This window comes from Cesiribacter sp. SM1, from assembly GCF_020178975.1.
Classification (GTDB): domain Bacteria; phylum Bacteroidota; class Bacteroidia; order Cytophagales; family Cyclobacteriaceae; genus Cesiribacter.
Genome location: NZ_JAHXBU010000045.1, coordinates 22,413 through 41,496 on the forward strand (window position 1 = coordinate 22,413; position 19,084 = coordinate 41,496).

Annotated in this window: 16 protein-coding genes; 4 read left to right on the forward strand and 12 right to left on the reverse strand. The window is 47.1% G+C overall.

All coding sequences use genetic code 11. The features are described 5' to 3' along the window. Positions 1-23: 23 nt before the first annotated feature. The 4 genes from KWJ01_RS09305 to KWJ01_RS09320 form a co-directional block, all read right to left on the reverse strand. A complete protein-coding gene (locus KWJ01_RS09305; RefSeq protein ID WP_224996159.1) occupies positions 24-710 on the reverse strand; it encodes a LytTR family DNA-binding domain-containing protein in 687 nt (228 codons plus the stop codon). Between the two features lie 29 nt (positions 711-739). Next, positions 740-2,269 carry a sensor histidine kinase gene (locus KWJ01_RS09310; protein ID WP_224996160.1) on the reverse strand — a complete coding sequence of 510 codons (1,530 nt, stop codon included), beginning with the start codon at positions 2,267-2,269 and terminating at the stop codon, positions 740-742. 93 nt (positions 2,270-2,362) lie between these two features. Further along, positions 2,363-3,130 carry an ABC transporter permease gene (locus KWJ01_RS09315; protein ID WP_224996161.1) on the reverse strand — a complete coding sequence of 256 codons (768 nt, stop codon included), beginning with the start codon at positions 3,128-3,130 and terminating at the stop codon, positions 2,363-2,365. Then, a complete protein-coding gene (locus KWJ01_RS09320; RefSeq protein WP_224996162.1) occupies positions 3,127-4,041 on the reverse strand; it encodes an ABC transporter ATP-binding protein in 915 nt (304 codons plus the stop codon). The genes KWJ01_RS09315 and KWJ01_RS09320 overlap by 4 nt, the downstream gene beginning before the upstream one ends. Before the next feature lie 460 nt (positions 4,042-4,501). Between KWJ01_RS09320 and KWJ01_RS09325 the strand changes: the two genes are divergently transcribed. Continuing rightward, positions 4,502-5,872 (forward strand): alpha-amylase family glycosyl hydrolase, encoded by a 1,371-nt coding sequence (locus KWJ01_RS09325; RefSeq protein ID WP_224996163.1) that lies wholly within the window; start codon positions 4,502-4,504, stop codon positions 5,870-5,872. A gap of 208 nt (positions 5,873-6,080) precedes the next feature. Beyond that, entirely contained in the window at positions 6,081-6,866 is a 786-nt protein-coding gene (locus tag KWJ01_RS09330) for a hypothetical protein (RefSeq protein ID WP_224996164.1), read from the forward strand. A gap of 93 nt (positions 6,867-6,959) precedes the next feature. Here the strand turns inward: KWJ01_RS09330 and KWJ01_RS09335 are convergent, their stop codons facing one another. The 4 genes from KWJ01_RS09335 to KWJ01_RS09350 all read right to left on the reverse strand — a co-directional run bounded on the left by KWJ01_RS09335 (position 6,960) and on the right by KWJ01_RS09350 (position 11,170). Then, positions 6,960-8,465: a carboxypeptidase-like regulatory domain-containing protein gene (locus KWJ01_RS09335; protein ID WP_224996165.1), complete on the reverse strand. Its 1,506-nt coding sequence runs from the start codon at positions 8,463-8,465 to the stop codon at positions 6,960-6,962. A gap of 209 nt (positions 8,466-8,674) precedes the next feature. Continuing rightward, the gene (locus tag KWJ01_RS09340; RefSeq protein ID WP_224996166.1) at positions 8,675-10,084 is read right to left on the reverse strand and encodes a CsgG/HfaB family protein; all 1,410 of its coding nucleotides are present in this window, start codon (positions 10,082-10,084) and stop codon (positions 8,675-8,677) included. Positions 10,085-10,158: 74 nt separating this feature from the next. Next, positions 10,159-10,575: a curli production assembly/transport component CsgF gene (locus KWJ01_RS09345; RefSeq protein WP_224996167.1), complete on the reverse strand. Its 417-nt coding sequence runs from the start codon at positions 10,573-10,575 to the stop codon at positions 10,159-10,161. 49 nt (positions 10,576-10,624) lie between these two features. Then, a complete protein-coding gene (locus tag KWJ01_RS09350; RefSeq protein WP_224996168.1) occupies positions 10,625-11,170 on the reverse strand; it encodes a curli production assembly/transport protein CsgE in 546 nt (181 codons plus the stop codon). Positions 11,171-11,310: 140 nt separating this feature from the next. On the opposite strand from KWJ01_RS09350, the gene KWJ01_RS09355 reads away from it, so the two are divergent. Both KWJ01_RS09355 and KWJ01_RS09360 read left to right on the forward strand, forming a co-directional pair. Next, positions 11,311-12,510: an MFS transporter gene (locus KWJ01_RS09355; protein WP_224996169.1), complete on the forward strand. Its 1,200-nt coding sequence runs from the start codon at positions 11,311-11,313 to the stop codon at positions 12,508-12,510. 99 nt (positions 12,511-12,609) lie between these two features. Then, positions 12,610-13,653, forward strand: coding sequence for an aldo/keto reductase (locus tag KWJ01_RS09360; RefSeq protein WP_224996170.1), 1,044 nt, complete (start codon positions 12,610-12,612; stop codon positions 13,651-13,653). A 75-nt stretch (positions 13,654-13,728) separates the two neighbouring features. Here KWJ01_RS09360 and KWJ01_RS09365 read toward each other — a convergent pair whose 3' ends face one another. The 4 genes from KWJ01_RS09365 to KWJ01_RS09380 form a co-directional block, all read right to left on the reverse strand. Next, entirely contained in the window at positions 13,729-14,235 is a 507-nt protein-coding gene (locus KWJ01_RS09365) for a hypothetical protein (RefSeq protein ID WP_224996171.1), read from the reverse strand. 131 nt (positions 14,236-14,366) lie between these two features. Continuing rightward, positions 14,367-14,747 carry a hypothetical protein gene (locus KWJ01_RS09370; RefSeq protein WP_224996172.1) on the reverse strand — a complete coding sequence of 127 codons (381 nt, stop codon included), beginning with the start codon at positions 14,745-14,747 and terminating at the stop codon, positions 14,367-14,369. Between the two features lie 260 nt (positions 14,748-15,007). After that, complete coding sequence (locus KWJ01_RS09375) at positions 15,008-16,336, reverse strand: MFS transporter (protein ID WP_224996173.1); 1,329 nt, start codon at positions 16,334-16,336, stop codon at positions 15,008-15,010. A gap of 223 nt (positions 16,337-16,559) precedes the next feature. Continuing rightward, complete coding sequence (locus tag KWJ01_RS09380) at positions 16,560-18,662, reverse strand: hypothetical protein (protein WP_224996174.1); 2,103 nt, start codon at positions 18,660-18,662, stop codon at positions 16,560-16,562. Positions 18,663-19,084: the final 422 nt, after the last annotated feature.

Here is a 19,084-nt window from a genome sequence, read left to right on the forward strand (position 1 = left end):
GAAGGGCGCTTTTCTGCTCCTGATCAGGAATGCCTGTTGAGGGCCAAAAGGAGATCCTGCCGGTATGCTTCACTTATAGGAACTGTTAGATCGCCAATTGTAACCTGGTGCCTTTCCAGCTTATCTACCCTGTTAACAGAAACAATGTAGGAGCGGTGCACCCGCACAAACCTATCTGCAGGCAGTAAACTTACAACTTCATTAAAAGTACACCTCGACATCACCTTTTTATCTTTCAGCACAAAGGTGACATAATTTCCTGCAGCCTCCAGGTACAGGATGTCATCATACATAACCTTAAGCTGTTCATAGCCGGTTTTGATGAATATATGGTCCTGGACTTCTGCACTGTTTCTGTAGTTGTACAATTCAAAAGCCTTGTTACAGCTCTTAATAAAGCGTGGCAGCGAAAAAGGCTTTAACAGGTAATCCACTGCATCCATTTCAAAGCTGGTTACGGCATGCTCTGTATAGGCAGTGGTAAAAATGAGCAGGGGCTTTTTGCTCAGACTGTTAAAAAAGTCAATGCCTGAAATATCAGGCATTTTTATATCCAGAAAAATAAGATCAATGCTCTCCTTCTGCAAATACTCAAGGGCTTTGAAAGCATCCGTAAATTCAGCTTTCAGCTCCAGAAAAGGCACTTTTGAAGCATGAGCTTTTACTATCTCTAAAGCGATGGGTTCATCATCAATGGCAATTGCTTTCATATCGGGTATGATAGTACAATTTAGGCAGACTATAACAGCTGTATCGTAAGGTGAACGAAGAATTCTTTGCCGGTTTCGCGTATGATCAGCTCATGCCTGCCCGGGTATAAAAGCTGTAAGCGTTGTTTTACATTGACCAGGCCAATGCCGCTCTTATCCTTCTCGGGGTCGTTTTCTTTTTTCTGATGTCTGCTGTTGTACACATCAAAATAAAGGGTGCTATCCCTAAGCTCCAGGCCCACTTTTATATGCGAAGGTTCCCTGAAACTGATGCCATGCTTAAAGGCATTTTCAACAAAGGGAATCAGCAGCATGGGTGCAATCTGCTTCTGGATTAGCGGCTGTTCTATCTCGGCCTGTATCTGAACATTGGGGTTGGGGTCGGTCCGTAATTTCTGCAGGCTGATGTAGTTGTTCAGGTACTCAATTTCCCTGGCCAGCGATATCTTTTCCTGCATGTTCTCCTGGAGCATAAACCGCATCATATCTCCTAAACGCTCTATGCCTTCGCTGGTACGTTCTGCTTTTTCCTGTATTGCGGTACCGTAAATGGTATTAAGTGCATTAAACAGGAAGTGCGGGTTAATCTGTGACCTAAGAAAATCGAAGTTTGCATTGGAACGGCCCAGCTCTTTCTTCAGCACAAAAACTTCTTCTTTCCCCTGCATCTGCCGCTTAAACAGCACCCACGATAGCGGCGCCGTAATAAGTAGCTGGAAGGCAACATTGAACAGGCTGAAACCGAATCCAGCTTCTGCATGGTGCAAGAACAGCAGCACTAAAAAGCTTATGGGTAAAAAGGCAATCAGCATAACCAGGGCTGCTCTTCCCAGGTAATACAGGAAAGGCTTTTTCTTACCCAGTGATTCGGGAATAAGTGTATAGATGGAGTACCAGTACAGCAGGATTCCCGACAGGAACACCATACCCCAGCCAACAATGAATTCACCGTCAGCATCTCCTACCAACAGGAGAAAAACGCTTATCATCCATAACACAATAGCCGCCAGGCCAGCGTGTGTAACAAAACTGTATTTTTGCTGAATGGCTTCTGCATTTGATAAAAGATAGACCCCCAGGTATTTGATAACAGAGTAGAGGCCAAACATCAGCAGGAGCCAAAAGGCATACAGAAAACTGTTCTGAAAAAAGCTGTTGTAGGCTTCCTGCTCTGTGCTGAAATTCTCAAATAAGTAGTTTTTCAGGTAAGTATCTGTAACGCCAAACACAAAGCCGCCTGCCACCAGGGTTGCAATGATCAGGAAAATATTCCTCGCCAGAGACTGACCTTTTAACAGCTGGGGTACGACCATAAAATTAAGCAGCAGAAAAGCCAGGAAAAGAAAAGTATAGCGGATCAGCTGCGGAAAGAAGTAGTGCTGGTAGTAATAAAAAGGAATTCTTGCCTGCTCAAAATACCACCTGTTTGGTGTGCGTATGTTTGAAACATCATCAATGCCCTCCGTTATAAAAAAGAACACGATAAAAACAAAGATTGTGGTGGCTGCCCAAAATTCAATCCTGTTAAAACCTGCAGATTTATTAATTAAATCCTTCATTTTAAACCTGTGATCAGTATCACTGAAATCTTCTTTAACTATTGTACTAAGCATCTCAAAGCTTTATTAAAATCCTGAATAATATTCTGCTATCTATCCTCTTATATTTCTTGCCCTCAAGTCCATAAAAGCTAACCCCAGGAATATCATCGCGCACCCGGCAGAGCTTAGCAGAAGCATGGGCACATCAGACTTGTAGCTTTTAAGCAACACAAGAATGGGATAAGTAAAAGGATAAATTTCTGCATGCTCCCACCTGAACTTAAATATAAGTAATCCTGCAGCTAACACTAAACAAAGGCCAATAGCAACGGGCACTATAAAGCTTTTTGATCTTAAACCAATCCAGAACTGCACAGCACTGATTGCCAGCACAGAAAGGTAAGTCTTGAAGGTAAGCAGCAACAGCTGACTCCATTCAATACTGTTTTCAAGAAAATTCAGAGCCGGATTGATGAAGTTATAAGCAACTGCCATTGATACCATGAATAGCATATAGGCTATCAAAAAAAGCAGAATAAACACCTGAACGGTCAGAAACTTTGCAATTACGATGTTGCCTAAAGATTGTGGCGAGGTCAGAACCTGTTTCCAGGTATTATTTCTATATTCTACCTGTGGCAGTAACGTGCATATCAACACAATGTACATAGGCAAAAACATGAGGTTAAGCCCTTTGGAACCTTCATCGAAATGATGCGCCCAGGGATCTGCGATAAGTTCTTTGGTTGCATTCTCACCGGAATATTGCTCCAGCAACAAAAGTAAAGGGATGCAGGCTGCTGTAAGTACACATAAGTAAAATGAGGCTGTTCCCTTATTTTTTAACAGTTCCGAACGTAGTGACATCAATATATTCATGACTGGCTGGAGGTTAGATCTATAAATAATTGTTCAAGATTATTCTCCTTTGGCTGGAGCAGGTAAACATCGAGTTCATTCCTTAGCAGCTTTCTGTTAATATCTGCCACTTCCCGAATATTACTGAAAGAAACAGACAGGCTTTCGGGTAACTTTTCGGGATGATACTCCTCCAGTATCCTGATTGCTGCGTCGTTATCTGAAGTATTGATCTGTAATTTTGACTGCTTTCGCTGATAATGGTAGAGCTCCTGCAGCGATCCCTGGAACAGCATCTCTCCCTTGAAAATAATCCCGATATGGCTCACCATTTTTTCCACTTCTGCCAGTATGTGACTGGATATTAGCATGGTAACACCCTCTTCTCTGTTCAGCTTTTTTATCAGCTCACGGAGTTCAATAATGCCATTGGGGTCCAGCCCGTTGGTAGGCTCATCCAGTACCAGCAGTTCGGGTTTTGGCAAAAGGGCAAGTGCAATTGCCAGGCGCTGTTTCATGCCCAGGGAAAAATTCTTTACCTTTTTACTGCCTGTATCATCAAGGCCTACCATTTTCAGCACTTCGTTCACCCTTTGCTTTGTGGTACCATTGATGTACCTGTAGATGGCAAGATTTTCCTTTGCAGTCAGGTGCCCATAGAGCGATGGATTTTCAATCAGTGTACCTGTTTTGTTTAATATGTTAACCCTGTTGTTATCCAGCTCCTGCCCAAAAACTTCTATACTGCCTTTCTGTAGCTTTAAGAGCCCAAGCACCAGGCTTAGGGTAGTAGTTTTTCCAGAACCGTTCGGGCCAATAAAGCCGTACAAACTACCCTGCTCCACCTGCATATTGATGTTGACCAGTGTTTTTGCACCTTTTGAATAGCTGTAATAAAGCGAAGTGGTTTTTATTACTGTAGAACTGCTCATAGGTCCTGAATATTTTGGGTTTATTGATTGAATGTAGCTGCATGTTCGCAGCGCAGGGTAACAAAAGAGATGTTCTTCTATATCACGAGCCCGACCCTTCAGGAAAGCAGCAGGCTTATTGGCAATACTATTCCCAGATCTGCCAGTGCTCCAGCTGCTATCAACAGTATACTGCCCTCAAATTGTGTTTTAAGTAGTCTTATCAATATGCCTGCGCTCATAACCATTCTGTTAATTCATGTAGTACCCGCGATTAGTATAGGCTAGTTAGGCAAAATTTAGTGCGGCATAAAATAAATGTGACGAAGGGCAGGAAATACGTGATGGATACTGTGCCGCTTGTAAATGCAGCGCTGCAGAATCGGTAAAGAAAGCCAGGATAACTTTAAAAATCTTTAACCACAGCTACTTCCTGCTGTTGTACTTAGTGTAATAACAGATCTTAGACTAAGCAATAACAATGATGACTACTTCCTGGGGTAAGGATGCCATTTTCTACCATATCTATCCATTGGGCTTATGTGGAGCCCCTTTCCAAAACGATTTTAACAAGCCGGCCGTAGCACGTTTGGATGCCCTGCATAACTGGGTTGACCACATTGGTGCTTTAGGCTGCAACGCACTTTACCTGGGCCCACTTTTTGAGTCTGGCACCCATGGCTACGACACTGCAGATTATTATAAAGTAGACCGCAGGCTTGGCACCAACGAAAGCCTGAAAGATCTTATCAGGAAGTTTCATGATAAAGGTATCCGGGTAGTGCTGGATGGTGTGTTTAACCACGTAGGCAGGGATTTCTGGGCGTTCCGGGATTTGCTACAGCATGGAACTAACTCCTCCTACCGCGACTGGTTTGCAGGTGTGGACTTCAAAAGGAAGAGTCCTTATGGTGATGCCTTTGCCTATGAAGGCTGGAACGGGCACCACAGCCTGGTAAAGCTGAATCTCCATCATCCCGATGTACGGGCCCATCTGTTTGATGCAGTTAAAATGTGGATCCATGAATTTAAGATCGACGGCCTGCGCCTGGATGCCGCAGATGTAATGGACCTGGGCTTTCTGCGTGATCTGGCCACCTTCTGCAGGCAGCACTCCTCCCGTTTCTGGTTAATTGGAGAAGTAATTCACGGAGACTACCGCCGCTGGATAAACGAAGGCGGGCTTGATGCCACCACCAATTACGAATGTTATAAAGGCTTATACTCAAGCCATAACGATAAGAACTACTTTGAGATCGCATATTCCCTGAACCGCCTGTTCGGAGAGCATGGCATTTATAAAGACTTCCCTTTATACTCCTTTGCAGATAACCACGATGTAAACCGCATTGCCAGCACCTTAAACAATCCGGCCCATTTATATCCGCTTTATGCCCTGCTTTATACCATGCCTGGTACGCCATCTGTCTATTATGGAAGCGAATGGGGCATAGAGGGCCGAAAGGAAAATGGGAGTGATGCGGCACTCCGCCCCGCTTTACACTTACCCGAAGCCAGAGAACAGGCTCCCCATCCTGAGCTGGAGAAAGCTATCCGGCAGTTTGCCCATATCCGGATGGAACACCCGGCCCTGCGCCTGGGCAACTACCGCCAGGCGCTGGTTAGCAGTGAACAGTTTGCATTTACCCGCCAAAAGGAGCAGGAAGAGGTTTTAGTGGTGGTAAATGCTGCCACCACTCCCGTGAGCCTGCGCATACCACTTAACAAATCCGATGGTACGCAGCTAACAGATTTACTCCAGCCGCAGCAAAAGCTAAAGGTTCAGCAGGGGCACGTACAGCTGAACCAGCTCCCCGCCTGCGGGGTGAGCATTCTGTTGATTAATCAATAGACCTTCAGGACTTTATAAAAAAAGAAGCCCGGCTATCTGGAAAAAGGATCATACCTGACGCTATAGCCGCTCAGCAAACAAAAGACAGAGTTCACATAATTTTAACACAACTTAATGCAGAAACTTACAACATTCCATAAACCTTCATGGTATATCTATAAGGTCACAATCCTAACTAAATTATTTTCAACTACAAACTTTTAAATCTATGAGAAAACTAAACCTTTTTTTAGCTGCTTTGGCCGTGCCCTGCTTTGCCATGGCACAAAATGAATTAAATATTGAGCAGGCAGGTACCGGCCATGTGATACAGATTGAGCAGGTGGGCAGTAACAATCTATCTGATATAGCGCAGCGGGATGCCGGACAAATGGTGCAGATAATGCAAACAGGCAATGAGAACTGGGCTTATACCGACCAGGAAGGAATGCTAAACTCGGTTATGCTAGAGCAATCTGGTAATGGAAACTACTCCATGTTCTTCCAGGGAGGTGAGAATAACTCAGCAACTGCTGTTATGGCAGGAGAAGAGAACTATGTTTACATTGAGCAGTTCGGAAACGACAACACTGCGGAAGCCACACAGCATGCGGGTACGATGAGCAACTCACTTGAGCAGTTCCAGTGGGGAGATGCAAATTACAGCAGTGCAGAACAGCATAGTGGCATGAGTAATGTAATATGGCAAGGCCAGTATGGCAATAACAACACTGCCATAGCTTTACAGGCCGGCGACAGAGTTTGGGCTGTGCAGTACCAGGAGGGTATGGAAAACTATACTGCAGTTGCACAATATGGTGCAGATCTCTGGGGTGAAACTGAGCAGTATGGTAACGGTAACATTGCTGCTATTGGACAGACCGGCACAAACCATGTAGGCTACATTGGCCAGTGGGGTAATAACAACGCTGCAGCAATCATCCAGACCGGCAACGGTAAAAATGCTGTTATCACCCAGATCGGTAATAACAACGTAATTGGTATTGTGCAGTAAATCTTTTCTTTCTAATCAATCGAAAAAGAATCAAAAGCGTCTGCCTTACTTTAGGGCAGACGCTTTTTTTATGTGGGGTGGCCAGATGTAAACCTACTGCCAGTCCGGCATGGTAGCATTCTGGAAGAGCCTTACACGCTCGCTTCCGTCAGATGCATTCATCATGTAAACATCAGCAGGACCAACGCCATCGTTGGGGGCATTCACAAAAATAATCTTGGCCCCATCAGGTGAGTATCTTGGGTAAAGATCGTTGGTTCCTTCCGGCTTGTTCCGGGAAAGATCTACAACGCCTGTGCCATCAGTTCTTACCCTAAAGATGTGGGCATTCAGCTGCCTGCCCTCCAGGTTTTCAAAACCAGACACATCGCGGGTATAGAGCACATTATTACCATCGATAGAAAAAGAGGGGCTCTCGACACGTCCCGGCAGGTCTTCTACCAGCAGTTCTCTGCCCGACCCATCGGCATTCATGATATAAATTTCAGAGTCGTTGATATCAGAGCCAATGGTTTGTACTACAATTTTATCGCCTCTGTCTGTCCAGTCGGCCATACGGAAATTGCGGTTTGCCGGCGCTGTTGCCACCTGTGTGAGGCCGGAGCCATCACGGGCAATGCGGTAGAGCTTATCGTAATTCGGGTACAGCAAACTGCTCCCATCCGGCGACCACACAAAGCCAATGCCCTGGTTATGATAGCCCGCAACAGGCACAGTGGTTAGCTGCCGTTTGCCGGACCCATCCCTGTTCATGATAAAGATCTGTGGTTCTTCGCCGGCATTGGAGGAGTATGCTATGGCATTACGCAGCGGGCTAAGCCTGGGCCACCACTCACGGCTTAGGCCGGAGGTTAAGCGAAAAGTATTCGCTGTAGTACCATCAGAGCTGTACACATTATAATCGCCTTCGCCAGCGGGGCGGGCAAAAAGATAGCGGGCTTCAGGTAAAGAGAGGGTGGTAAAGCTCCAGATGTCGCCGTTGGTAATACGGCCGTTGTTATCCTGCACAGCTACCCGCCAGAAGTAGGTGGTGTTGTACATCAGGTTACGAACCACCACACTTGTATCAGAAATTGCCTCTGCTACTTTCCGCCCCTGAGTATTGCCAGATTCGTAGAGGTAAACATCGTAGGTTAAGGAATCGCTCTCGCCGGCTTCGGGAGCCTGCCAGCGGAGGGTAAGGTCTATGGGCTGATCTGCGGCATTTTCTCCGGGAGAAGGGCTGCCAGCCAGCCCGGGGCCCGAAACAGCTGCATCAGTTTCCTCCAGCACAAGGGTTACATCACGCTGCTCCCCATTTCTTACCGCCACCGATACAGTTCTGTTCTTGTAGCCAAGCTTTTGTGCGGTTATGGTGTAATCGCCTCTCGACATATTATTGATCATAAATACACCTTCTTCATTTGTAATAACAGCCGAAGTGGGTGGGTTGGTGGTAATACTTACAGCCTGTAAGGGGCTGTTTGTTTCAGCATCAATTACCACTCCTCTTACTGAGCCGTTCCCTGTGGGCTCAATGGTATCTTCATTACAGGCCACTACGCCCCACACCACCAGCACAAAACAAAGCAACCTGAAGACTACAGATATTCTAGACATGTATTTCACTATCAACTTAGAAAAAATTTAACATTTGTGCTCACCTAACAACCTGCCTGCTGCGCTTTGTGGCAGGCTGGCACTACCTTTGGTATTAAACGAAAAAATTCCGGCATTACACCTAAGCAGGCAATATAAGACTGCCATACTCAAGCAAGAAATAAAAATCAAGGCACAGATTATCAATAACTTGAACAGCCAGCACCAGGCTACCTGTTACCCCCAAAATAATAATTGATGCCTAGCTTTCCAACCCAGAAGTAATCATTAAACCGGCCCTGTTCCACATCGTCGAAACGATCGTTGAGCATATATGAGCTGGAGGCATTCAAATCAAGGCCCAGCCGGTCTGTTAATAGGTACTCAAAGCCCAGGCCGGCTTTAACGTAGGGATTAAGGCCTGCAGCTCCGGAATCGCTGAAGATATTATCAGGAACCAGGGTGCCTCCACCAAGCTGCAGGTAGGGTGTGTGCCTTGTTTTAGGAAAAAGATTGTAGTTCAGGTCAAGCTCTGCGTAATTTACGGTTAGGCTAAATATTTCATTTGTGGCCAGTGCCCCCCTGCCAAATTTAACATCAAAAGCCAGGTGATCGCTGGCGCTAAGTTTTAAACCAAGCTCACCCATTGGCCTTACCACCGGGTTTGCATAGTCGCCGCGATACAGGATGCCGCCAGCGGCTACACTTACAGCTGTCTTGCTCCGCCGGTCTGCCAGCAGATGCCCATGTACGTTGGTGTTTTGTACATCTTCTTTTTCCTGCAGGTACTCCCTGATTACAGGAGACTCCATATCTGTGGAATTCTCGAGCTTCCAGTAACCATCCAGAAGCCCTTCGATGATCAGGCTTTGAACTGCTTTGTTGATGGCCTCCTTCACGGCCATTTCAGTAGGTTCGTTATAGGTAAAGCCTGTCTCTACCTCTAAAAGGCGCTTGAACTTTACATAGCGGAAAAGGCCAAAGTCTACAGATTGTGAAAGAATGGTTTTGGAGGTATAAACCGTCTTAAGGATTTCACCTGTGCTGGAAGATACTGCTCTTAAGTAAACCGTAATTTTATCTTCCCGGTACTGTCCGGAGCCCCCGGCAGCAAAATAACGCAGGCCCGCACCTCCAGTCACAATGTTTGCATCATAAGAAATAATGCCGCCCTCCAGGATAACACCTGCAAACAGCAGCGCTGGCAGGGCTGGCTGCTCTTTACCGGTTATGGCTTGCGCCTCTGCTCGGGTAGAGCGTATTATCTTGCGCTCGTTAAGCAGGTTGCCCAGGTTTTCACGCTCAATGGGGGTAAACCAGCCAGATTCATTCAGGGAATTAATCAGGATAGAGGTTGCCCCCTGGGTTACAGCTGTAGACCAGTTGGTACCGGTAACCGAGGGTTTATACTGCCCCGTCTGGTCCCGGAATTTATAAACTGCTGCAACTATTTTCTGCTGTGGAGGCGGCAGGTTAACAATACCTTCGCTGCCGGGAGCCGGAACCCCCAGTGTGGCGGCAGATGTTTTAAGCGGCTGGCTTAAGTAGGGAGCACAGGCAGGCAACAGCAGCAGTAGCAATAAAGAGGCAGTTAAGCCCCTGCTAAAACGTTGGGATATAAAAAAAGGTAACACACGCATAAAAAAGGAGAGAAAAAAGCTTTTGCAGACTTAAGGCAGGCACAGATACAAAAAGTACTGCCTGCATACAGGCATCAAAAATAAGGGATGGTAACGGTGGTCTGGTCACCGGTATTATTATCAACAATCACTATATCAATACCATTGCTTCCTTCTGTTACATCAATCTGGAAGTTGCCCAGGTTGTAACTGCCCGGCTCCAGCGCTTCTTCACCGAACTGTGAGGCCACCAGTTGCCTCGAAAGCTGGTTTAAGATCTGCCGGTTAAGGTTTTCCTCGAAGTTGTCAAGCGGTGTTCTGTTAAGCAGGCTGTTTACCTGCGCATTGGGGTCTGCAATCTTATTTTGAGCCTCTGCAGAGCTTTGCAGCCATTGATAGTTGTAGTAAACACCCCCGAATGCAGGGTTTTTAGGCTCATAGACCAGGTCTTGTGCCTGCAGGCTGGCGGCTCCCAGCATACAGAATGCAAATAGCAGTAAATAATTTTTCATGCCAGTTCTCTATTATCTGTTAGTCAATTGAATTGCTATGTAGAAAATGTTAATATACCTCGTATGCCTTTTTATCTTCTGCCTCCAGCTGTTTGTTAAGCTGATCGTTCATAAGATATTCATATACAACCCCCACCATATAAGTTGCTACCTCTTCTATGGTATCGTACCTGGGCTGCAGGGGCTGTTCAAAAAGTTTATCTTCATTTACAGAAAGGGAAACCACCGAAATGTTGCCCCGACTGGGTAGTTCTTCTATTAAAATGGTAAAGTTTCTGGCACCCGGAGGTGCTTCCCAGCCTCTTTGAAATACTTCGTAAAAATCTCGGCCTATTTTTGTAATGGTTTTGTCAACAATAAGCCCGTCAATTTCCAGATCGGCAGAGCTCCTGATGTACTGCTCGTACTGGCCGGGCCTGTCCGCAGCAGGGGCCTGCTTTGTGCTGTCTGCTTTCAGAGAATGCTGCTTTGCGGTATCTGCCGGTATCAGCTGCTGCATCTGCACTTTTTTTTCCTGTGCATAGGCATGCCCCTCTCCTGCCATAAGCAGAACCAGGCAAACAGACCTTAAATAGTATAGTAATGCGTTGTTCAAACCAGATTCAGAAGAATAAACTGGTAATGTGTAAAATGTTTAAACCAGTATAGGAGGCAGAATGTTCTGCTAGCTGCCGGCAAATATGCCGGCCCCAACATTAAATATGTATTAAATATTCTGTTACAGATATTTACCGAATGAAAAATAAAAGGTTTTCAAAGTTTCAAATTGGTGTAATGGCTGTGTCTGCAGGCGTGTGTGTTGCTAACATCTATTATAACCAGCCCATTTTAAAAGAAATCGCGCTCTCTCTTCATGCATCCGAAGGCGATATAGGCATAACCTCTGTACTGGCGCAGGCAGGTTACGGCTTCGGGCTGTTTTTTCTTACACCCCTGGGCGATAAAACTAACCGCAAAAAGCTAATCCTGGTTTTGCATGCTGCACTGGCAGCTGCTTTACTGGGCATTGTACTGATCAGCGATATTACCGGTATATACATCATAAGTTTTCTGATTGGCCTGCTTGCTGTAGCTGCCCAGGTAATTCTGCCCATGGCTGCCAGCCTGGACCAGGAGAACCGGGGAAAAACAGTAGGCATTATTTTCACCGGTATCCTGATTGGCATATTAGCGGCCAGGGTATACAGTGGCTACATTGCAGAATACCTGGGCTGGCGGTATGTCTATGGCATCTCTGCAGCAATGGTGGCTGTTATGGCCTTCATGATCTACTTTTCACTGCCTGATGTGCCTGCACAGTTCAGGGGCAACTATCCGCAGCTGCTCAAATCTACCTTTGCCCAGGTAAGGCGCTTTGCCTTGTTGCGGCGTACTGCCCTGCTGGGGGCCCTCATTTTCGGTGCTTTCTGTTCTTTCTGGACAAACCTGACCTTTCACCTAAGCGGAGAGCCATTTAATTACAGTGCCGATGCAATTGGCTTCTTTGGTGTACTGGCGGTAGGCGGTGCACTGCTGGCGCCTTATTTTGGTAAAATGGCTGATAAGGGCAATGCCGCCCGCACCCAGCTTATCACTGTTTCTATGATTGTTGCAGGGGTAGTTTGCATCATGCTTTTTCCCTACGATGTATGGTCATTTGTGGTAGCAGTGTTGCTCCTGGATGTAGGCGTGCAGGCTACGCAGGTAACGAATATTGCCCTGATTTACACACTCGATGAAAAAGCCCACAGCCGGATTAACACTATTTTTATGACCACCTATTTTGTAGGAGGTGCCCTGGGTACCCTGGCAGGAGTGCAATGCTGGCGTATTGGCGGTTGGCAGGCCGTAGCCTGGCAGTTACTGATCTGGAGCATACTTGCATTTATAGTGGCCGCCATGGGCTACAAAAAGCAGGCATTTGCTAAATTAGAACCCGCAGAAGAAAGGGTGTAAACACAAAGAGTTTGCCTTTTAACAGCAATCAGCTTTATGTTTTTATAGCATAATTTTTACAAGGATTAAACTTTTAGCTAACAATCTAAAACAATTGAAATGGAATACAGACAATTAGGAGAATCCGGACTGGAGGTGCCGGTGCTAAGTTTTGGAACGGCCACCTTTGGCGGAGGCAATGAATTTTTTAAAGCCTGGGGCAGTACTCAGGTAGCGGAAGCCACCCGCATGGTAGATCTCTGCATGGATGCAGGGGTTAATTTTTTCGATACGGCAGACGTTTACTCCCAGGGACTATCAGAAGAAATACTGGGGCAGGCCATAAAGGGCTACAGCCGTGATAAAATCCTGATCTCAACCAAAGCTACTTTTCCATTCGGAGAGGGGCCCAATAACCAGGGTTCATCCCGCTTTCACCTCACCCGGCAGATAGAAAGCAGTCTTAAAAGACTAAAGACCGATTATATTGATATTTACCACATGCATGGGTTTGATGGTAATACGCCCGTAGAAGAAACCCTGCATACCCTGGATGGACTGGTGCAGAGCGGTAAGATCCGTTACCTGGCTGCCTCCAACTTCTCCGGCTGGCACCTGATGAAATCGTTGGCTGTATCCGAAAAGAGGGGCTGGAGCCGTTATGTGGCCCACCAGGTTTATTACTCACTGGCTAACCGCGAGTACGAATGGGAGCTCATGCCACTTGGCCTTGATCAGAAGGTTGGAGGCATTATCTGGTCGCCGCTGTCGGCTGGCAGGCTGGGCGGCAAATACCGCCGCAACAAGCCCCTGCCGCCAGAAAGCCGTGTGGCCCAGGGTGGCAGCCCCGTACCTGAAGCCGTTATCAACGAAGAAGTGTTTTACAACACCATCGATGCCATGGACGAGGTTGCTGCCGAAACAGGTAAAACACTTGCCCAGGTAGCCATCAACTGGCTGCTGCAAAGGCCAACCGTTTCCAGCATTATTATAGGCGCCCGTAACGAAGAGCAGCTAAAGCAAAACCTGGAGGCAGTTGGCTGGAACCTTACAACCGAGCAGGTGAAAAAGCTCGATGCAGCCAGCGAAATACCAACCATCTATCCCTACTGGCACCAAAGGCAGAATACCAAACTTAATCCGCTGCCACAGTTTTACAAATAGGCATGATCTCTAACTGCCAGAAATAAAAAAGCCCTGTAAACGCTATCGTTACAGGGCTTTTTTTATGACTATCTTTTAACTAACCAGGGCTGCAGCTTTTCTTTTTCCTTCCAGCTGCGCACTGATCAGCTTTTGCCATTTTTCAACCAGCTGAAGTTCCATATCCAGGGCCATAGATTCGTCTTTGCTGTAAAATTCCAGCGTTTTTTCAGGAATCCGCTGGTTGCGGAACGACAGCCCCAGCTCAAGACGATCAATGATCTGATCCTCGTTCTGGGTTCTCTTGGTGTTGATTACCCTGCATTTATCTATGTCTAACAAGCTAAGCAGAACCTGCTCTTCTTTATCTCCGCGCTTCTTAAAGTAAAACAGCTTGTTTGATTCACTGTCGATGCCAATGGCACAGTAGTTACTCCACACTTCATGCTGTGTAACTTTTAACTGCTGCTGTCCGGCCAGTGCCAGGAAGTCATTTAAGAACTTCTTTCTTTTTTTCTTTTGTGCCGCATTGAAATATAAAATGGGCAAAATACACATAGCCACTATTATCAGGCCTATTAAGGCTGTTGTTAAATCCATCATTGTTTCTTGTAAATTAAATTTAGAACATAGTACAGCTCCTCCTGCAGGGCATAGATACATACCTGCAGAACAGAGATAAATCAGCAGGCTGCCGGCATTGTGCTCAGACAGGCCTTATGAAACAGATGGATTTACAGGAAATAGTGGAAGGGAAAAATAATCACACTGACCGTCAGGCTGGGGTAGATCTTCTTTGAGTTCAGGAGATAATCCTGGGCAATTCTGCGAACATGAAACTCAACAGAAAATGAACCATCAAAAAAGACGTTCGGGTGAATTTTTGAAGAAGGTACAGGAAAGCTGTTTACCCCGTTTACAACAATTTCACTTAATTGCTGTAAGCCAAAAACATCGTTCTGCCCTTTTTTGGCAAGGCTTGGAGAAGGGTAATGCTCAGCATCTGCAACCTGAACAAGAGAGGTGAGTATAGCTTCATGGCTATTCTTACCTATGCCGGCACAAGCCAGCATAAGGGCAAACAGAACAGCGGCGAATTTAGAGAAGCTTCTCATAATACAAATTTATTGTATTTATATGATGCTTGTTCTGAAGAACCTATATTTATTTTTTGCACGCTTCAGCTGGCATAAAGCCCGATATCCGGCATAAATCTCCGGATGCCCCATGTTCCCTTTCAGCAAAGTCTTACACAGAAAAGTACTGCACATATTTATTGCAATTGCCCCAGGCTTTACAAAGAATCAACAGCAGAAGCAGCTAATCTGGTTTCAGCATGTTAATATAAATTTTTATAGGTTTACACCTGCTCCTCCTAGCGCTCTTCCGGGGGTGTGGTTAGGCTGGAGGCCGACTGAAGGCCTGTGGCAATTTCGGGTAAAATACCCAGGCGCTGATAGATTGGTGTTACCAGCACCCGAAGCCGCTTCAGGCTTAGGGCAAAGGGAATAATACTGATAGCACAGAGAAATCCACAGGCGGCCAGGGTGTAATTAACGCCAATGTACTCTGCTACCGAACCTGCAAGCATGCTGCCAAATGGGGCCATGCCCATAAAAGCCATGCTGTAGAGGCTCATTACACGTCCCCTTTTGTCATCGTCTACAATTGTTTGCAGCAGGGTGTTGCAGGAGGCCATGGTTACAATCATGCCAAAACCACTAAACAGCATACACAGGAGCGATACCAGCAGTACCTCCGAAAAAGAAAAAGCAATAAGCCCTGCACCAAAAACAACCATGGTAAATATCATGATCCGGCCCAGCCCCACCACCGTTTTGCGCTGGGCCAGAAAGAGCGCTCCCGTAAGTGCCCCAACACCGGAGGCGCCCATCAGGTAACCCAGGGTGTTGGCACCACCATGCAGAATATCCCGTGCAAATACCGGCATCAGCACACTAAACGGCATACCAAACAAACTAAGCAGTGCCACAATCAGAATGAGTGCCCGTATGGGGGCAAAACCAAAGGCGTAGCTAAATCCTTCTCTGAGCGACTGCCACACCCTTCTTTCCTGCTTTTTCCGTTCAAAGGGCTTTAGCCGCATGAGCAGCAACGAAGCCAGTACGGCTATGTAACTGAGTGCATTGATCAGGAAGCACATGCCCTCTCCTACCAACGCTATCAGGATGCCCGCTACAGAGGGGCCCACCAGGCGGGCCATGTTAAACATAGAAGAGTTAAGGGCAATGGCATTGCTCACATCTTCCCTTTTATCTACCATCTCTATTACAAACGCCTGCCGCGTGGCTATGTCGTAGGCATTGATAATGCCAAGCAGTGCGCTTAAAGCCAAAACATGCCATATCTGCACAGCATCTGTAAGCACCAGAGCAGCAAGCGTAGAGGCCTGTAGCATGGACAGCAGCTGGGTAAGCAACAGCACCCTGCGCCGATCGAACCTATCGGCTACCACCCCGGCAAAAGGCCCCAGCAGGAACGAAGGCACCTGGCTGCAAAAAGTAACGGCACCCAAAAGAAATACAGAATCGGTAAGGCGGTACACCAGCCAGCTTAAGGCAATCTGCTGCATCCAGGTGCCAATCAGGGAAATACCCTGCCCTACAAAAAAGAGCCTGTAGTTGCGATAGCGCAAGGCCCTGAACATACCGCTTAATTTACTGCTACTTTGCGCTGATGCCATTTGGTTCATTCCTTTTCTGCAGCTTTAGCTCATTGATTTTCCAACGTAAGCGCAATTTGATGGTTATGGTAATTTTAGCACTCCCTATGATATTTTCGGATTCTTCAGATAAACAACATCAGCCAGGATGTTGCTGTGAGTGATATCTTCTTGAAGCAAGGGAGTATTGCAAAAAAAGCTGGCTCTTGCGAGCCAGCTTAAGATTACATACAGAAATAAATATTTAGCGATTGTTTTGATCATGTTCATTTCCACCAAACCAGGAACGTACACGATCCTGTGCTCTGTCCAGAAAGTCACGATCATCGTCCTGCCCTCTGTAGCGATCGCGGTCCCAGTCTCTATCGCCGCCGGAATTATAATTGCGGCTATCGCCTCCATAGTAGCTGTTGCCAGCACCATAGCTACCCGAGCCCGAATAGTTAGCTGCACCAGCTCCATAGCCACCACTCCTGTTACCGCCGCTCTGCTCACCTGATCCATACTGATCGCTCATGTTGCGGCCAGCATTTCGGTAAAAGTCCCGGCCTCTGTCTTCCTGCCAGCCCTGGCGGGAACCATAAGCCTGCCGTTCAGAACCAGTGTCACCCCCACTTCTGCCCCAGTCATAAGGCCCGTGATTTTGGGCGCCCCCACTCAACTGGGTGCCCCCACCCTGCTGGGCGCTTCCGCCCTGCTGGGCGCTTCCGCCCCATTGGGTGCCTCTGCCTTCGTCGTATCCTCTGCGATAATCACGGTCGCGGTCATAGCCTCCGCCGGGGCTGTTCATATATCCGCCGCGCTCGTAGTTACTACCCCTGTTGCTCCTGGGGCCCCTGTCATAGTCGTTATCACGGTTAAAACCCTCCTGATTGCCAAAGTTGCGGTAAGTAGCAGAACGGTCATAATCATTGCCCTGATCAGACCAGCCACTCCTGTAAGGGTTGCCATAGTTGCGATCCCTGTCTGAGCTGCGGTCTCTGCCATTATCGTAGCCATGGTCGCGGTCGTAACCACCCATTTCGCGGTAACTGTTGTAGCTGCTCGTTCCGGCATTGCGGGTATTGTAGGGCGATCCGCCCCAGTCCTGGTTCAGCTGGCCGGCATAGCTGCCTGCACCCCACTCATGGCTTCCGGAGCCAGCGCCTGGGTTTTCATTCCTTCTCCAGTTCTCTCTTTCATATTGGTTGTAGCCTGTGCCCTGGTCTGTAAAGCGATTGTACTGGGTTGGTGTTGTACCTGTGCGGCTAAAGTCATCATTTTGTCCCTGGTTGCTGCCACCCTGGTTGTAGCCGCCGCCTGCATGATAGACACCGCTATCCTGAAAGTGTTGCTGCATGTTTCGGTTCTGGTTGTTCCAGTCAGACGCCTGGCCCCGGCTGTAGTCTCCCTGCCAGTGCTGGTTCTCCCGGTTACCGCCCTGGTTCAGGGTAGTGTTTTCCATATCTGGGTTATTCCTGTTGCCCTGCATGCCATGGCGCTTCTGGCTGTCGAAGCTCCGCTCCCAATGGCCGCTGTTCTGGTGCAGGCTGGCCTGATCAAAACCCTGGTTCCGGTTAGAAAACTGTCCGTAGTTGTTTCCTCCCTGCATTCCCTGGTTAGCGGAGCCATAGTGCTGATTTCCGGAACTGCCACCTCCTTGCTGGTTAAAGTTGTCCTGCATCTGCCCCCGGTTCTGGTAGGCCTGGCTGTTGTTGCCAGTCTGATTGTAGGCATGCTGGTAGTTATTATCGCCCCATGTGTCGCCCTGGTCCTGCCGGGATTGATTTCCTGGACTATAGTTATTGCCCAGTCCATAAGACTCGCCTCCTACCCAGTTCCTGCTATCCCGGCTGTCCATATCAATCCTGGAGCTATCATGGCCCCGGAACTGGTTTGCATTGCTACCATAACTATTTTCCCTGTTTTGGCCTCCCTGGTTCCAGTTATTGCCCTGGTTGCCCTGCTGGCTTCCCCAGCCCAGGCCACTGCCAGCGTTGTAGTCTCTGCCTGTGTTCGACTGGTCATATTGATTTCCACTGTAACCACTGCTCTTTTGTGCGTCGCCTCCAGCATTGAGTCCCGATCTGCTGTCACCTGTACTAGTGCTGCTGTTGGAGGAATCTCCAGTGCCGGCAGATCCGGTAATTGCGTTAGTACCGGTGCTGCTTCCAGATGATTTAGCGCTATCAGCTGATTTAGCTTTTTTTGATTTGCTCTGTGCTGCTTTATCTGTGGATGCTGTTGTGTCCGTTGTAGACGTTGCACTTACATCACCCGATTTTTTGGTATCTCCTGAAGACTTAGCGCTTGATTTCTTGTTTTTCTCCTTGTTGGATTGTGTTTCGTTTTTGTCTTTTGTAGCCATAAAAATTTAAAGTTTAATGTTGAAAAAACACCTCCACCTATGTTCAATTAAGGAAAGCCATGTAAAGATCTCACCTATGTTATTTGTGGTGCTACCTTTATAACAGGATCGATCCTGCATGGTTTTGAACAGCCATTCACCACGAAAGAAGACTACATACATCCTGGCTGTCAGACAGATAATACATCTACCCGAAAGGATTACTAAAAAAAAGATCCGTAAGGAGCAACAGAATCAGCAGGCCGGTTACCAGCTTATTAAAGCCAGATCGCAGCAGGATGCAAAATGGCTGTTATCCTTTTACTGACATCATACAACTGAGCAGGAGAAAAAAAAGCAGCTTAAACATCTTTATGTGGTGGCTGTTCAGTTTTTACGCTTATAAGCCTTAGCAAAAATTGCGCACTAAAAAGAGATTTCAG

Bases quoted from the DNA above. Each gene is read 5' to 3' on its own strand.
- KWJ01_RS09305 (WP_224996159.1), bottom strand. From the start codon at position 710: ATGAAAGCAATTGCCATTGATGATGAACCCATCGCTTTAGAGATAGTA.
- KWJ01_RS09310 (WP_224996160.1), bottom strand. From the start codon at position 2,269: ATGAAGGATTTAATTAATAAATCTGCAGGTTTTAACAGGATTGAATTT.
- KWJ01_RS09315 (WP_224996161.1), bottom strand. From the start codon at position 3,130: ATGAATATATTGATGTCACTACGTTCGGAACTGTTAAAAAATAAGGGA.
- KWJ01_RS09320 (WP_224996162.1), bottom strand. From the start codon at position 4,041: ATGAGCAGTTCTACAGTAATAAAAACCACTTCGCTTTATTACAGCTAT.
- KWJ01_RS09325 (WP_224996163.1), top strand. From the start codon at position 4,502: ATGATGACTACTTCCTGGGGTAAGGATGCCATTTTCTACCATATCTAT.
- KWJ01_RS09330 (WP_224996164.1), top strand. From the start codon at position 6,081: ATGAGAAAACTAAACCTTTTTTTAGCTGCTTTGGCCGTGCCCTGCTTT.
- KWJ01_RS09335 (WP_224996165.1), bottom strand. From the start codon at position 8,465: ATGTCTAGAATATCTGTAGTCTTCAGGTTGCTTTGTTTTGTGCTGGTG.
- KWJ01_RS09340 (WP_224996166.1), bottom strand. From the start codon at position 10,084: ATGCGTGTGTTACCTTTTTTTATATCCCAACGTTTTAGCAGGGGCTTA.
- KWJ01_RS09345 (WP_224996167.1), bottom strand. From the start codon at position 10,575: ATGAAAAATTATTTACTGCTATTTGCATTCTGTATGCTGGGAGCCGCC.
- KWJ01_RS09355 (WP_224996169.1), top strand. From the start codon at position 11,311: ATGAAAAATAAAAGGTTTTCAAAGTTTCAAATTGGTGTAATGGCTGTG.
- KWJ01_RS09360 (WP_224996170.1), top strand. From the start codon at position 12,610: ATGGAATACAGACAATTAGGAGAATCCGGACTGGAGGTGCCGGTGCTA.
- KWJ01_RS09365 (WP_224996171.1), bottom strand. From the start codon at position 14,235: ATGATGGATTTAACAACAGCCTTAATAGGCCTGATAATAGTGGCTATG.
- KWJ01_RS09370 (WP_224996172.1), bottom strand. From the start codon at position 14,747: ATGAGAAGCTTCTCTAAATTCGCCGCTGTTCTGTTTGCCCTTATGCTG.
- KWJ01_RS09375 (WP_224996173.1), bottom strand. From the start codon at position 16,336: ATGGCATCAGCGCAAAGTAGCAGTAAATTAAGCGGTATGTTCAGGGCC.
- KWJ01_RS09380 (WP_224996174.1), bottom strand. From the start codon at position 18,662: ATGGCTACAAAAGACAAAAACGAAACACAATCCAACAAGGAGAAAAAC.